We start from the raw sequence: 14,405 nt of genomic DNA, 5'->3' as shown, positions 1-14,405 counted from the left end.
CCATGCGGTCACGTTTGAAGTTCGGTTCACCGGACCACTGAAAGGTGCGTTACGTCTTCCAACAGCCCAACCCAACCTACGACAAACTGACGGTCGCTCCGCCAGCAGCCCGTTACGTATGCATAGGTTCAGAATATGGGAGGATTTCAGAAGGGGAATAAGTTTTTTAAGACAGTCTTTGCCCCACCCACCGGTGTCTTCCCGGCCCCCGAGCCGGGATCTATAACCCCAGTGTCAGAAATTGACCGAACGCCTTCGTGAAAAAGCAATCGGTTATGGATCCCAGCTCAAAAGTTAGGACGGCACCAAGGGAGTTTAACTGATATAGTCTCTTGGTGACTACCTGTTACGAAACCGAAACGCACTCATGCTGATGGAGCGGTAAGTGAAGCTCTCATGCAGCTTTTCGCCATAAGCCTGCTCACCTGCAGCTCCATATGCCACAAGAAGCGGAAGGAAATGTTCATCAGTTGGCAGTGCTTTTTTGTAGTACTTATGATTGCTGGAAGAGAGCAGTGCGCAGGTCTCCCCTTGTTCCGCAAGCTCGGTAATCCAGTGGTCAAACTCCAATGCCCAGTCTGGTGTGACACCATTGCCGCTGACTTCAGAAAAATTATGCGTCAACGCACCACTGCCAATAACAAGGATACCCTCTTCCGCCAGCGGAGCTAAAGCACGCCCTAGGTTAAAGCTCTCTTCGCTTCCATAGGCATAGGGCAAAGACACCTGAACCACTGGAATGTCCGCATCAGGAAAAGCCAGGGACAAAGGAACCCAGGCACCGTGGTCCAAACCCCATGAATTATCTTCGCAAACGGTCAGGCCATAGCGCGTAATGGCGTCGTGTGTGCGAGTAACCAGCCAGCTTGGGGCATCCGTAGTGTATTGCATGTCATAAAGTTTCGGCGAGAAGCCGCGAAAATCATGGATGGTCTTCAACGGACCTGCTGACGTGATGACAAGCCGCTCTGTTTGCCAATGAGGCGAAATGATCACGATCGCATTGGGCTTAACCTCTGAAACACAAAGGTTTTTGAGAAACTGATGAGCTTCCAGCTCAGGTCTTATTGCGAGATCTGGTGCTCCATGGGGCAAAAAGAGAGGCGATTGTTTCATGTGAAACGCTTTTTTGTTTCGGTTTGTTGATGAATTCCTTATTCTCAACAGTGTATTGCATTAGTGAATTGCGACCAATCTCAGTAAAGTTGATAGGACTGTTCACTAAAAGTGACCTTATCCTAGGATAAGGAGCTTGATCGAATTTCATGCGCCTACTGGAAGAAATTGCAAACTCCTGCTAGAAAAGACGCCTCTTATCAATGGGCCTCTTCATGACACCAAAACTAAAAATTACGCGCCTTCCCCACAGCGAAGGATTAGAGCTTCCTGCTTATCAAAGTGCGGAGGCTGCTGGTTTGGATTTGCAGGCAGCAAATACAGATGCGATCGAGTTGAAGCCCGGACAGCGGGCGATGGTGCCAACGGGCCTTTCACTTGCTCTGCCATCTGGTCATGAGGGGCAGGTTCGTCCACGTTCAGGTCTGGCCGCTAAACACGGTGTGACGGTCCTCAACACACCAGGTACGGTTGATGCTGATTATCGCGGCGAAGTGAAGGTCATCCTGATCAATCTGGGGGAAGACACCTTTGTGATTGAACGCGGAATGCGCATCGCTCAAATGGTCGTTGCTCCCGTCACGCAAGTGCAGATCGAAGAAGTCAAAGAGCTTGAAACCACCGAACGTGGTGAAGGCGGGTTTGGCTCCTCTGGCGTTTAAGCGCATCTTCAAAGGATACGCTGGAAGAAAACTGGAGCATCTCGCGTCAACTCCCATGAAGGCGAGAGGCTCTGCGGAATACAAGGAAGAATTATGAAGCCGGAATTGGTGATTTTCGATTGTGATGGCATTCTTGTCGACACCGAAACCATAGCGAATGAAGTCCTTTCTGACTTCATGAAGAAAATCGGCCTCGATTTTTCGCCTTTGGAATGTCACCACCGCTTCACCGGCACCGCAATGGACACCATTAAGGAAGAAGCCGAGCGCCTCAGCGGCAAAAAGCTTCCTGATGACTGGGCTGCACAGGTTCGCCAGGCTGATCTGGTCGCGTTTGAAGCTGGTATTGAGCCAATTCCGGGTATTCTGGATGTTGTTGCTCATCTGAAAGCAGAAGGCATTCCATTCTGCGTTGGCTCCTCAGGTCGCTATGAAAAGATGCAGATGACACTTGGCTCCTCTGGCCTCTGGGAAACCTTCAAGGACGTGCTCTATTCTGCGCAGGATTGCAAAATGGGCAAACCAGCGCCGGATATCTTCCTCTACGCAGCCAAAGGCATGGGCTTTAAGCCAGAGCAATGCGTTGTAATTGAAGACAGTATCGCAGGCATCAAAGCCGCAAAAGCCGCAGGAATGCGCGTCTTCAACTACACAGGCGATGTAAACGCAGACATCGAGCAGGCCAAATCTCTGGGCGCAACCACCTTCGGTCACATGTCTGAATTACCTGCCCTGTTGGGTCTCGAAGCGCTGGATCAAACCACCGCATAACTCATCTATTTCTGAGGAAACGGTCTTTTCTGCAAAAGACCATACTAAATCATCCCTCAGATAGAATGTAATTCTATGGTTCTGCTGTATTTTGCATCACGTTTCTACGTCTTGTAGTTTTCGGGGTTTTTGAAACCTCGAAAACCCTCGTTACACTTCCTACATTTCATTAAGAAATTTAATGAGGCTGCAGCTCGGGATTCTTCCGCCGAGACAGGGCTCAAACTCACAAGCAAATTGCATAAAGGGGATTTCGATGAGCACTTCCAAGCCGGGTCGTGGAAAAATTTACTCTTCCATCACTGAGACTATCGGAAACACACCAATCGTACGTCTGGACCGTTTGGCAAAGGCTCACGGCGTAAAAGGCAACCTGCTTGCCAAACTCGAGTTCTTCAACCCGATTTCCAGCGTGAAAGACCGTATCGGTGTCGCAATGGTTGAGGCAATGGAAGCAACAGGTAAGATCATTCCGGGCAAAACCACTCTGATCGAGCCAACCTCCGGCAACACAGGCATCGCCCTGGCCTTCGTCGCAGCTGCAAAAGGTTACCGCCTGATCCTCGTGATGCCGGAGACCATGTCCATCGAACGCCGTAAGATGTTGAAGCTTCTGGGCGCTGAGATTGACCTGACTGAAGGTCCAAAGGGCATGAAGGGTGCTGTCGCACGTGCGGAAGAACTTCTGGCGGAGATTCCAGACGCAGTAATCCCGCAGCAGTTCGAAAACCCTGCCAACCCTGAGATTCACCGCAAAACCACTGCTGAAGAAATCTGGAACGACACCGACGGAAACGTTGATGTATTCGTATCCGGCATCGGCACCGGCGGCACCATCACGGGTACTTCTCAGGTGCTGAAAGAGCGCAATCCAGCCCTTCACGTGGTCGCTGTTGAGCCAGCTGACAGCCCGCTTCTGTCCGGCGGTCAGCCTGGTCCGCACAAAATTCAGGGCATCGGCGCTGGTTTCGTACCGGGCGTTCTGGATACCGCTGTTTATGATGAAGTGGTCACCGTTTCCAATGAGGACTCGTTTGCACTGTCTCGTGAAGTGGCGAAAACAGAAGGCGTTCCGGTCGGTATTTCTTCCGGAGCGGCGCTGAAAGCTGCTATCGAAGTTGGCAAACGTGATGAGATGGCAGGCAAAAACATTGTCATCATCATTCCAAGCTTCGCGGAGCGTTACCTCTCAACCGCTCTCTTCGAAGGTCTGGATGCCTGATCTCGGCGAGAACTGAAACGAATTAAGGGAGGCAATTGCCTCCCTTTTTTGTGTCTACCGATCATTTCGAGTCTGAATCAAACCTTGTTTACTCAGGCGGTGTGCCATTTCTGTCAAGAATTTCGCCAGCTAAGTAAAGTGAGCCACCAAACAGAACGCGCGGCGCTTCGTCTTCATCCTGCGCGCGCCGTCTGATCTCCGCAATCGCTCTGTCCATGGTGCCATGAGCCGATGCTGAAAGGCCCGCAGTCTGTGCAATCTCCGCAAGTTCAATCGGAGAGCGTCCTGCGCTTGTGGTGGTCAAAGGCACACAGATGACATGCTTTGCCAGCCCTTCAAACTGCTCAAAGAACCCTTCCGGATCTTTGGTGCTCATCATGCCCATGACCAGATAGGTCGGTCGGGATGCCTTATCCGTCAAATCCGCGAGAAAAGAAGCAATCACCTTGGCCGCGCCGGGGTTATGCCCGCCATCAACCCAGATCTCACTGCTTTCTGGCAGCTCGTCAAAGAGTTTACCTTCATAGAGAGGCTGCATCCGTGCTGGCCAGTTGATGGAGCGCAGCGCTTTATCGCAAGCAACCCGCGCCTCTTCGCTCTCTAGCAAGCCGGCCGCCCTCAGCGCAGCCAATGCAAGACCGGAGTTGGACATCTGATGGAAACCGGCAAGCTTTGGCGGTGAAAGGTCCAGCAAGCCAAACTCATCCTGATAAACAAGCCGCCCGCCCTCTTCCCAGGCAGAAAACTCTTGTCCCTGGAACCAGATCGGCGCGCGCTCCCGCCCGGCTTTGTTCTCAATCACATCCCACACAGCATCCGCTTGCGGACCCACAACAACAGGACAACCCGGCTTGATGATCCCAGCCTTCTCCAGCGCAATGCCTTCAAGGCTATCACCCAGGAAATTCTCGTGGTCTTTTGAGATCGGCGTAATCACACTCACCAGCGGCTTCTCAACAACGTTGGTGGCATCCAGAACACCACCAAGCCCGACTTCCAGAACAAGATAATCAGCAGGATTGTCGGCAAACAGGTAGAACGCAACAGCAGTTGTTGCCTCAAAAAATGTCAGCTCTTGACCGCCATTGGCTCTCTCAACCTGCTCAATCGCTTCAAGCAGTGCATCATCTTCAACAAAGCGTCCTGTACCACCCAGCCGAATGCGCTCGTTGAAACGAACCAGGTGCGGTGAGGAATACACATGAACGGTTTTCCCCTGCGCCTCCAGAAGCGACCTGACTGAGGCTCCGGTAGAGCCTTTGCCATTGGTTCCCGCTATATGGAAGACTGGCGGAATGCGTGTCTCAGGGCTCCCCAGCGCCTTCATGACCCGATGCATACGGTCTAAGGACAGATCAATCTCATCGGGATGAAGTTTCATCAAACGATCAAGGGCGGCTTTGATCTTGTTCATTGGCTATCCACCTTCAAATCTGCTGGGCAACTGAATAAAGAAAAAGCCCGGCACGGTATGCCGGACTTTTTAAAGCAAATCGCAACTCCGTGAGCCGTAAAGGCTTATTGGGTTGCAGCAACCTCAGTGCTAGCCTCTGGTTCTGCAGGCTTTTCTTCAAGCACTGGCAGCTGAGCTTCACGCTTCATCAGCAGGTTACACAGGTTGGAAATGGTTTCTTTCAGCTCGTGGCGATGCACAACCATGTCGACCATGCCGTGATCACGCAGATACTCAGAACGCTGGAAGCCTTCAGGAAGCTTCTCGCGAATAGTCTGCTCAATCACGCGCTGGCCAGCAAAGCCGATCAAAGCGTTAGGCTCAGCAATGTGAACATCGCCCAGCATCGCGTAGGAAGCCGTTACACCACCGGTCGTCGGGTTGGTCAGCACCACAATGTAAGGCAGGCCTGCTTCACGCAGCATCTGCACGGTTACAGTAGTCCGTGGCAGCTGCATCAGCGAGAGGATGCCTTCCTGCATGCGTGCACCGCCGGAAGCAGCAAACATGACGAAAGGTGTTTTGTGCTCAACGGCATGTTCCATACCGCGAATGATCGCTTCGCCAGCTGCCATGCCAAGAGAACCGCCCATGAAGGCGAAATCCTGAACCGCAGTGGTCATGTCGTAACCGTTCACCTTACCGCTGGCAACAACGACAGAGTCGGTCATCTCGGTTTTGGCTTTGGCATCTTTCAGGCGATCAACATACTTGCGCTGGTCTCGGAATTTCAGTGGGTCGACAGCAACTTCTGGAGTCTCGATGCTGGTGTATTCACCCTGGTCAAAGAAATACTCCAAACGCTTCTTGCTGGAGAGGCGCATATGAAAGTTGGAGTTTGGTACAACCCACTGGTTTGCCTCCAAATCGCGATGGAAGACCATCTCGCCAGTTTCAGGGCACTTGATCCAAAGGTTTTCCGGAATTTCGCGCTTTTCGAGAAAGCTGCGGATTTTCGGCCGTACGACGTTGTTAATCCAGTTCACGGGCTGCCGCCTGTCTTTAATTTCGTTTTCAATTTTTAATGGCCATTAAACGGGCCATACGTAAAGCAATACTTATTTCCGAGCTTTTTCTACACCCACACGTAGTGAGCGCACAACTTCGGTAACAGCAGCTTGTGTCTGATTTGTGGCTTTACCATTGTCGTCAAGGCTTGTTCTAATCGCCTCAACAAGAATAGAGCCAACCACCACACCGTCGGCATGCTTGCCAATTTCTTCTGCTTGTTCAGCGGTTTTAATGCCAAAGCCAACAGCAACAGGAAGGTCAGTGTGGGATTTAATTCGTGTAACTGCCTTAGCAACAGCAGTGGTGTCTGCAGCGGCAGATCCGGTTACACCAGTTACGGATACGTAGTAAACAAAACCTGATGTATTCGCCAGAACAGTTGGAAGGCGTTTGTCATCAGTTGTTGGTGTGGTCAGGCGGATAAAGTTTACACCACCCTCAATCGCCGGAATGCAGAGTTCATCATCTGCTTCGGCAGGCACATCAACAACAATCAGACCATCAACGCCAGCCTCACGTGCTTCTTTCACAAAAGCAGCGCTGCCACGAACAAAGATTGGGTTGTAGTAACCCATCAGAACGATTGGGGTGTCATTGTCTTTTTTACGGAACTCACGCACCATCTGAAGCGTTTTGTCCATCGTGTGACCATGCGCTAGAGAGCGCTGAGTCGCCAGCTGGATTGGAACACCTTCAGCCATCGGGTCAGAAAACGGCATGCCAAGCTCAATAACATCACTACCCGCTTCTGGAAGTGCATCCAGAATAGCTTGTGAAGTGGCGAGGTCCGGGTCTCCGGCCGTAATAAAAGTTACGAGCGCAGGACGTCCTTCAGCCTTCAGCTTAGCAAAGCGTCGATCAATACGAGTTTCAATCATTCATCCGACCATCTGATGTATTGGGGCAAGCCCCACCAATCAATCAGCAAGGATGTAGGGGTGCAACTAGCCCTCTGTCAATAAACACAGCGCAAATTGAATGCGTTTCTGGCGAATTTTATAAGAAATAGACAACAGCTCCAGAGAATATCCAGCGATAAAGACTCACAAGGTCTCAGGTTGACCATTACGTCAAATATAATATCGCCTGCTCTGATCATGAGCGTAAGGTGAGTTCAACCCGCCAAGCGGCAATAAGCACTGTATTTTTGGGGCTGTGGTAGAACCAATTTTAAGCATCGAAATGCGATAAACAGCCATATCAATAATCAATTCAATCCCCCTTAGACCATAGTTGTGTGGCTCATATGACAACCCTCTGCTTTGGTGCCAGCGTATTTTTTATGAGATTAGTTTTGGGGTAAGAGATGCCGGGATGGAAGGCGATAGTTTTTATGTGTTTGGCGATGGTTCTTTCCGCCTGCGTAGATGTTGAATTGCACTATGATTTTGCTGAAGACGGTTCTGTCACACAGCGCATGACCTACAAGATGACAGAGGCTACCTATGCCCGTATGCAGGAAAAAAAGAAACAAAAATCAGGCCCGGTTCCTGTGGTGGCCTTCTGTGATAACGGCGAGGTAAAGCGGGAAAACGGGTTTGTGTTCTGCAGCAATGCCGTTGAACAGAGTTTATCGGATTTACTCTTACCAGAGCAGGATATCCCTTCGCCCCCCAAATCCATGGGGCCATCCGTTCTCCAGTTAACTCGGGTGGATGATACGAGTTTACAAGTGGTCTTGAAGGTCTCGGATTTCAATAATGCCGACTCTGGAGCGACAGTTCTGACCACAGCCACCTTTCTTGAAAAAGCTGTGCTGTCTCAAGCTCTTGCTGAGCGCAATCTGACCGTAATCCTTAGCGGCCCTGCGCTTATCAATGCTTCTGGAAACAAGATTGCAGACACAACGCAATCAGTAACATCGGTTCCACTCACTGATCTCATCACCGGCCAACTTGATGCAAAAGATCCCTCCGCCACTTTCCGATTTGCTCACTCCTTGCCTCCTGATAGAGAGAAGCAGGCAAAAATGATGTCTCAACTTTTCGAGGGCTATCAGTTCGACAATTGGGAAGACATGCACGGTCCAATATCGGATTACCTTCAACAGCAACCGCGTATGATGACTTGTGGAGTCCGCATGACAGAGCAGGCCTGTAAAGTTACGCGGGCAGAACTGGCTCAGCGCATCACGGCCGATAACACTGGCTTCAAAGAGCGGTTTATAAAGGTTCTTCACGCGCGTTATAGTATTCAGGATCTTCAGGACATGCTGGGGCTGGTTCAACAGAACCCTACTCTGTTCAAGTCACCCGTGTGCGATGACTTCCCACAAATGGACCGGCGCTGTGTGGTTATGGCACATACGGTGGATGCCTTGTTGCTCAAACACATCGTTGCGGCCAACGAGGCAGCGCAAGCGCGTGTGTCGCCCTTTTTAAAGGATGAGTGAGTGCGCCAGTAAAAGCAGCCGCAACACTCCGGAAAGCAAAAAAGCCGCAGATTATCTGCGGCTTTCTCAGTCTTGAAACTAAACGCTTATTAGCCGCGACGGCTTTCCAAAAAGCCAATAATGCGACGTACATCATGCAGCACTGGCTCAGCAATCGCAGCAGCGCGCTCTGCACCATCGCGAAGAACAGCATCAACACTTGCTGTATCATCCATGATACGACGCATCTCGTCGGTCATCGGCGCCAGCTTTTCAACGGCCAGCTCAGAAAGCGCTGGTTTGAAGGCAGAGAACTGCTGTCCACCAAACTCAGTCAAAACGTCCGCTTTGGTACGATTAGCAAGAGCTGCATAGATACCAACAAGGTTGTCAGCTTCCGCGCGCCCTTCAAGGCCATCAACTTCACTCGGCAAGGCTTCCGGGTCTGTCTTTGCCTTTTTGATTTTCTTTGCAATGGTATCCTGATCATCGGTCAGGTTAATGCGGGAAAGATCAGAAGGATCAGACTTTGACATCTTCTTGTTGCCATCACGCAAGCTCATGATGCGGGTCGCAGGACCGGTAATCATTGGCTCGGTAACTGGGAAGTAGATCTCGTCAGGAGCTTCGTGAGTTGGCTCAGGGTTTGGAACACCAAGGCCCAGCTCTTTAATACGATCAGCAAAGTCGTTGTTAAACTTCTGAGCAATATCGCGCGTCAGCTCAAGGTGCTGCTTCTGGTCATCGCCAACCGGAACATGGGTTGCACGGTACGCCAGAATGTCCGCAGCCATCAGGTTAGGGTAAGCGAACAGCCCGACAGAAGCATTTTCCGCGTGCTTTCCTGCCTTGTCCTTAAACTGTGTCATACGCTTCAGCCAGCCCATACGAGCCACACAGTTGAAAATCCACGCAAGTTCAGCATGTTCTTTCACCTGGCTCTGGTTGAAGATGATCGACTTCTTCGGATCAACACCGGCTGCGAGGTAAGCTGCTGTTACTTCACGGGTCTGCTGCGTCAGCTCGGCAGGGTCCTGCCAGACTGTGATCGCATGCATGTCAACGATGGAGAAGATGGTCGGCATCTGGTCCTGAAGCGGAACAAAGCGGACAATAGCACCGAGGTAGTTACCAAGGTGGAGGTTTCCGGTTGGTTGAACACCGGAGAAAACGCGAGGCTGAAACGCCGTCATAACAAATATCCCTAGGCTTGGGCCTGTTGGAAGGGCCAGTGGGTTGCGCGGGCATAGATTGAATGGGTGACAAACAAACTAGAACAGCCCGCGCAGATTAAGCCCGGTGGTTATGACTGCGCTTTTTCGTATGTGCAAGTGATTTGCAGAGTGAGAAAGCCTTTATCGCCGCAATTTCTGCAGTTGTGCGCGAAAATCCACGGTCCCGGTAAGCTGAACCAAAATCCCAAAGGAAATCAGACCAATGGTGACAAGAAGGACCAGCTCGCTGGCGCGCACAACAAACAGATTGGAGGTTGAAAGCGGCTCCAAAACAAGCGTCCCACCATAGACGACAACACCCATCAAAGCACTGGCAAAGCCCAATAGCGGAATTCTTTTCAGCAATGCTGCGTCGACAACAAAATGACCACGCCGCCACAGCACAAAGGCCAGCAGCGCCGAGTTGACCCAACCCGCAGCTGTTGTCCCAATCGCGATGCCTACGTGTTTGAAGGTGGGGAACAACAAGATTGAAAGCGCTACGTTCACCACCATAGCAACAGCGGCAAAGTACATCGGGGTCTTGGTATCTTCCCGCGCAAAGAAGCCAGGGGACAGCACCTTATTCAGCACAAACGCAGGTAAACCAACGGCAAATGCCATCAAAGCCAAAGCAGTTTGCTCAACAGCAGCATCCGTAAACTGACCGCGTTGGAACAGCACGGCAATCACGGTATCCGGAATGATCACGAGCGCGACTGCAGCAGGAAGAGTAAGCGCAAGAGCGAACTCCATGGAACGGTTCTGCGTATGATGAACCAGCTCTTCCTGACCAGAGCGCAACTGCCGTGTCAGGCTTGGCAAAAGCACAACACCAATCGCGATACCCACGACACCAAGCGGCAGCTGGTATATCCTGTCAGCATAGTAAAGGTATGAATTCGCACTGCTTTCCAGCGAGGCGATGATAGTGCCAACCGTGATGTTAATCTGCGTAATCCCCCCGGCAATCACACCGGGAACACCCAAAACCAGCAAGCGCTTTACGCCCGGCGTCCATCGTGGGCGCATGATAGGAACGCGAAACCCGAGCCGCTTCATGCCAATGGCAACAACAGCCAGCTGAACAACACCAGCAACCGCAACACCAGAAACCAGCAGGACCCCGGTCGTCTGATCAGGCTCCATCCCATAAAAACCAATGCCTGCGAGCACGGCCATCATCACCACATTGAGCATGACGGGAGCCATTGCTGCGGCTAGAAATCTTTGAAATGTATTGAGAATTCCACTCAAAAACGCAAGCAGAGACATAAACAGCAAATACGGAAATGCAATGCGTGACATGAGGACTGTGAGGTCAAATTTCGCTGGATCAGAGAAATAACCCGGCGCCAGTAAATGCACGAGCAAAGGCATGAAAACCTCGGCCAGAGCGAGGATAACCACCAGCGTCCAGAACAAAGCCGCCGCAATCTCACCAGCAAACTTACGCGCGCCCTGCTCTCCATCTTCCTCAACAGAGCGGGCGAACAGTGGTACGAAAGCTGAGTTAAATGCACCTTCTGCGAACAATCTGCGGAACAGGTTTGGTAAGCGGAAAGCCACAACAAAAGCATCTGCAACAGGACCAGTGCCTACAAAGGCAGCCAGCATCACATCTCGCCCAAACCCGCATAGACGGCTTAGCATTGTTGCACCACCAACCGTGGCGAAGCTCTTGAAAAGGCTCATATAAAATTACTTACCTGTATGTTTTTGAGGTTTACGGCGTGAGCTCGTAGGCGCTTTTTGTGGCTTTTTACCGTCAAAGGCATTTTTGAGTCTATCGCGAATAGATTCCTGACGTCCCACATTGTGTACTTTCTGGCCAGTCAGATCGGTCACATAAAATACATCGACCGCTTTCTCCCCAAAAGTTCCAACATGAGCACTCGCAATATTCAGGTTGAGAGCCGAGATCTCGGTGGTCAAATCAGACAGCAAACCCGGTCGGTCAAGTCCGGTTACTTCAAGAACCGTATAGTTTTCTGACCATGAATTGCTAACTAAAACAGTTGTTTGCAGCGTAAACGCCTTGTTACGAGCATTCGGCTTTGTCGCTGCACCCTTCACCTCAGGAACAGGCGCGGTTCCACGCAGTGCTTCTTTAATCAAACAGCAAATCCGCTCCCCGCGACGATATTCATCATCGTCCTCCGGCAGCTCACGGCTGATGTAGATCGTATCCAGCGCGAGGCCATCTTTTGTGGTGTCGATGTGTGCGTCCACAATGTTCCCACCTGCCGCAAAGCAAGCCCGTGCAATCGTAGAAAGCAACCGCGGATGATCTGGTGCCAGAACGGTGATTTCTGTAACGCCTTCAAAAGCATGAGGCTCTACAGAGGTCGCCAGATGCTCTTCTTCCTTGTCCGTTTTGCGGATCAGGTTCGCATGGTTGATCTTGCTCTTCAGATCAACGCGCAGCCAATAGGCCGGATAGTGGCGATTGAGGTAATTATCCAGCTCCTCATCAGTCCAACCTACCAGCTCTTCCGCCAGCTCTTGCTTCGCATGGTCAACACGTTGCTGTTGGCTCATACGGCCATGACCACCACTGAGGATCGTCTCGCTCTCATAATAGAGCGTGCGCAGCAACTGCCCTTTCCAGCCATTAAACACATTCGGACCCACTGCCCGAATGTCCGCAACCGTCAAAATCAACAGGAGCTGCAAACGCTCCAGACTCTGCACTTTACGGCAGAAATCCTTGATGGTTTTCGGATCACTCAAGTCGCGAGATTGTGCAACAGTGCTCATTTCCAGATGCTGCTCGATGAGCCAGGCGACCGTATCAGTCTCTGCTGGAGAAAGGCCCAGACGCGGGCAAATCTTCCGCGCAATCTTGGCGCCTGCAATAGAATGATCCTCTGGCCGTCCCTTCGCCACATCATGCAAAAGCATTGCAACATAAAGGACTTTTCGGCTGTGAACCGACTTGATCAGATCCGTTGCTAATGGATGGCTATCACCACCCATCCCGCGCTCAATTTCAGAAAGAACGCCAACTGATCGGATGAGGTGTTCGTCGACAGTGTAGTGATGATACATGTTGAACTGCATCATGGCGACGACCTTCCGGAACTCCGGCAGGAACTGGCCAAGGATGGACGACTCGTTCATCGCACGCAAAACGGTTTCCGGATCACTGCGACTTGTCAGGACCTTCAGGAACAGCCGATTCGCTTGTTCATTCTTGCGGAAGTCCGCATTGATCAGCCGCCTGGATCGACGAACCAGTTTCAGCAATTCCGGATGCATATCCAAATTGGTTTTGTCGATCAGATAAAACACACGGATCACATTGACCGGATCTTTCTCAAAGACATCCGGCTTCGCAGCTATAATGCGCCCGTTCTCGACAAGGAAGTCCTTGGTTCCTTTGATAGATCGCCGCTTATGCTTGCTTCCCGGAACAAAACTACCAAGGAACCGCGAAATACTTGGGGCGGACTTCACATGCTGCTCTTCAAGCGCAGCCGCAAAAATGCGTGTCAGATCACCAACATCCTTCGCAACAAGGAAGTAGTGCTTCATAAACCGCTCAACAGCCCGCATACCGGGATGATCCATATATCCGAGACGGTCAGCAATTTCCCGTTGAACATCAAAGCTTAAGCGTTCTTCAGGACGGTTCGTCAAAAAATGCAGATGACAGCGGACAGCCCAGAGAAAATCCTGACTCTTTCGGAACCGATTCAATACACGCCGCGAGAAAACACCCTTTTCAACCAGCCCTAAGCCACTGGGAACGCGATAAAAATACTTGGCGATCCAGAACAGCGTGTTCAGATCACGCATCCCGCCTTTGCCTTCTTTGACATGGGGTTCAACAAGGTAGCGGGACGCGCCATGGCGTTCATGACGATCATCTCGTTCAGCAAGTTTGGCAGCGATGAAATCCGGCCCTGTACCGGAAACAATTTCCTTGTCAAAGCGCTTGGTAAGCTCTTGGAAAAGCTCAAGATCACCCCAAACATATCGTGCTTCCAAAACAGCTGTGCGAACGGTCATATCTTCGCGGCACTGCTTGATCGTCTCATCAAGATTGCGCGTGGAATGACCGACCTTCAGGCCCATGTCCCAAAGCATGTAGAGGATGAACTCAACAACCTGATCACCCCAGGGCGTTTGCTTATATGGCCAGAGAAACAGCAGATCCACGTCAGAGTGCGGCGCCATCGTTCCGCGCCCATAACCACCAACAGCTATGATGCTGATACGCTCGGATTTTGTTGGATTTTCAACGGGATAAACATAAGTAACCGCGAACTCATAGATCACCTGAATGAGCATATCCTGCACGCAAGACAAGCGCTCGGAACATCGCCGGCCCTGCCCGTCTTCCATCAGGAGCTTTTCAATTTCTTTAAAGGCTGCTTTGTGCGTGGCTTTCAGCTTTGTCAAAACATCGCTGCGCAGCTTAAAGCTGTTGCCGTCGCCATCGTGCTTCTCAACCAGCTCTTTGAGTTCGTTGAGAAGGGATTGGGGATCAACCAGTTGATCTACTTTGAGTTCTTCAGGCGTCATATCAGCAGTCCACTTCAAAAGTCAGCAGACTGACTTTACAGAGCTTTGTCGGCTT

The 14,405-nt window shown here is 51.2% G+C and carries 11 protein-coding genes; 4 read left to right on the top strand and 7 right to left on the bottom strand.

The annotated features are described in order from the left end of the window. Nucleotides 1-339: 339 nt before the first annotated feature. On the bottom strand, nt 340-1,116 hold the full coding sequence (locus PsW74_RS04050) for a class III extradiol ring-cleavage dioxygenase (RefSeq protein WP_063286240.1): 777 nt from the start codon (nt 1,114-1,116) through the stop codon (nt 340-342). Between the two features lie 203 nt (nt 1,117-1,319). Here PsW74_RS04050 and dut point away from each other — a divergent pair, with 203 nt between their 5' ends. The 3 genes from dut (at nt 1,320) to cysK (ending at nt 3,771) form a co-directional block, all read left to right on the top strand. Continuing rightward, nucleotides 1,320-1,778 (top strand): dUTP diphosphatase, encoded by a 459-nt coding sequence (dut, locus tag PsW74_RS04045; protein WP_063286241.1) that lies wholly within the window; start codon nt 1,320-1,322, stop codon nt 1,776-1,778. A 93-nt stretch (nt 1,779-1,871) separates the two neighbouring features. Beyond that, the gene (locus PsW74_RS04040; protein ID WP_063286242.1) at nt 1,872-2,549 is read left to right on the top strand and encodes an HAD family phosphatase; all 678 of its coding nucleotides are present in this window, start codon (nt 1,872-1,874) and stop codon (nt 2,547-2,549) included. Between the two features lie 256 nt (nt 2,550-2,805). Next, nucleotides 2,806-3,771, top strand: coding sequence for a cysteine synthase A (cysK, locus tag PsW74_RS04035; protein ID WP_063286243.1), 966 nt, complete (start codon nt 2,806-2,808; stop codon nt 3,769-3,771). Nucleotides 3,772-3,859: 88 nt separating this feature from the next. Here the strand turns inward: cysK and PsW74_RS04030 are convergent, their stop codons facing one another. The 3 genes from PsW74_RS04030 to trpA form a co-directional block, all read right to left on the bottom strand. Next, entirely contained in the window at nt 3,860-5,185 is a 1,326-nt protein-coding gene (locus PsW74_RS04030; protein ID WP_063286244.1) for a folylpolyglutamate synthase/dihydrofolate synthase family protein, read from the bottom strand. A 104-nt stretch (nt 5,186-5,289) separates the two neighbouring features. After that, nucleotides 5,290-6,210 (bottom strand): acetyl-CoA carboxylase, carboxyltransferase subunit beta, encoded by a 921-nt coding sequence (gene accD, locus PsW74_RS04025; protein ID WP_063286245.1) that lies wholly within the window; start codon nt 6,208-6,210, stop codon nt 5,290-5,292. Between the two features lie 72 nt (nt 6,211-6,282). Then, entirely contained in the window at nt 6,283-7,113 is an 831-nt protein-coding gene (gene trpA / locus PsW74_RS04020) for a tryptophan synthase subunit alpha (protein ID WP_057463186.1), read from the bottom strand. 428 nt (nt 7,114-7,541) lie between these two features. Here trpA and PsW74_RS04015 point away from each other — a divergent pair, with 428 nt between their 5' ends. Beyond that, a complete protein-coding gene (locus PsW74_RS04015) occupies nt 7,542-8,627 on the top strand; it encodes a hypothetical protein (protein ID WP_153041636.1) in 1,086 nt (361 codons plus the stop codon). A gap of 89 nt (nt 8,628-8,716) precedes the next feature. Here the strand turns inward: PsW74_RS04015 and trpS are convergent, their stop codons facing one another. The 3 genes from trpS to PsW74_RS04000 form a co-directional block, all read right to left on the bottom strand. Beyond that, nucleotides 8,717-9,799, bottom strand: coding sequence for a tryptophan--tRNA ligase (gene trpS, locus PsW74_RS04010; RefSeq protein ID WP_063286247.1), 1,083 nt, complete (start codon nt 9,797-9,799; stop codon nt 8,717-8,719). A gap of 162 nt (nt 9,800-9,961) precedes the next feature. Continuing rightward, nucleotides 9,962-11,515 carry a murein biosynthesis integral membrane protein MurJ gene (gene murJ, locus PsW74_RS04005; RefSeq protein WP_063286248.1) on the bottom strand — a complete coding sequence of 518 codons (1,554 nt, stop codon included), beginning with the start codon at nt 11,513-11,515 and terminating at the stop codon, nt 9,962-9,964. 6 nt (nt 11,516-11,521) lie between these two features. Next, nucleotides 11,522-14,350, bottom strand: coding sequence for a [protein-PII] uridylyltransferase (locus tag PsW74_RS04000; RefSeq protein WP_063286249.1), 2,829 nt, complete (start codon nt 14,348-14,350; stop codon nt 11,522-11,524). Between the last annotated feature and the right edge of the window lie 55 nt (nt 14,351-14,405).

Origin of the sequence: Pseudovibrio sp. W74, assembly GCF_001623085.1 — a bacterium.
Taxonomy (GTDB): Bacteria; Pseudomonadota; Alphaproteobacteria; order Rhizobiales; family Stappiaceae; genus Pseudovibrio.
This window is presented reverse-complemented; position numbering and strand designations above follow the sequence as displayed.

What these genes read in the sequence shown, in the direction of transcription:
- PsW74_RS04050 (WP_063286240.1), bottom strand. Translation starts at nt 1,116, where the DNA reads ATGAAACAATCGCCTCTCTTTTTGCCCCATGGAGCACCAGATCTCGCA.
- dut (WP_063286241.1), top strand. Translation starts at nt 1,320, where the DNA reads ATGGGCCTCTTCATGACACCAAAACTAAAAATTACGCGCCTTCCCCAC.
- PsW74_RS04040 (WP_063286242.1), top strand. Translation starts at nt 1,872, where the DNA reads ATGAAGCCGGAATTGGTGATTTTCGATTGTGATGGCATTCTTGTCGAC.
- cysK (WP_063286243.1), top strand. Translation starts at nt 2,806, where the DNA reads ATGAGCACTTCCAAGCCGGGTCGTGGAAAAATTTACTCTTCCATCACT.
- PsW74_RS04030 (WP_063286244.1), bottom strand. Translation starts at nt 5,185, where the DNA reads ATGAACAAGATCAAAGCCGCCCTTGATCGTTTGATGAAACTTCATCCC.
- trpA (WP_057463186.1), bottom strand. Translation starts at nt 7,113, where the DNA reads ATGATTGAAACTCGTATTGATCGACGCTTTGCTAAGCTGAAGGCTGAA.
- PsW74_RS04015 (WP_153041636.1), top strand. Translation starts at nt 7,542, where the DNA reads ATGCCGGGATGGAAGGCGATAGTTTTTATGTGTTTGGCGATGGTTCTT.
- trpS (WP_063286247.1), bottom strand. Translation starts at nt 9,799, where the DNA reads ATGACGGCGTTTCAGCCTCGCGTTTTCTCCGGTGTTCAACCAACCGGA.
- murJ (WP_063286248.1), bottom strand. Translation starts at nt 11,515, where the DNA reads ATGAGCCTTTTCAAGAGCTTCGCCACGGTTGGTGGTGCAACAATGCTA.
- PsW74_RS04000 (WP_063286249.1), bottom strand. Translation starts at nt 14,350, where the DNA reads ATGACGCCTGAAGAACTCAAAGTAGATCAACTGGTTGATCCCCAATCC.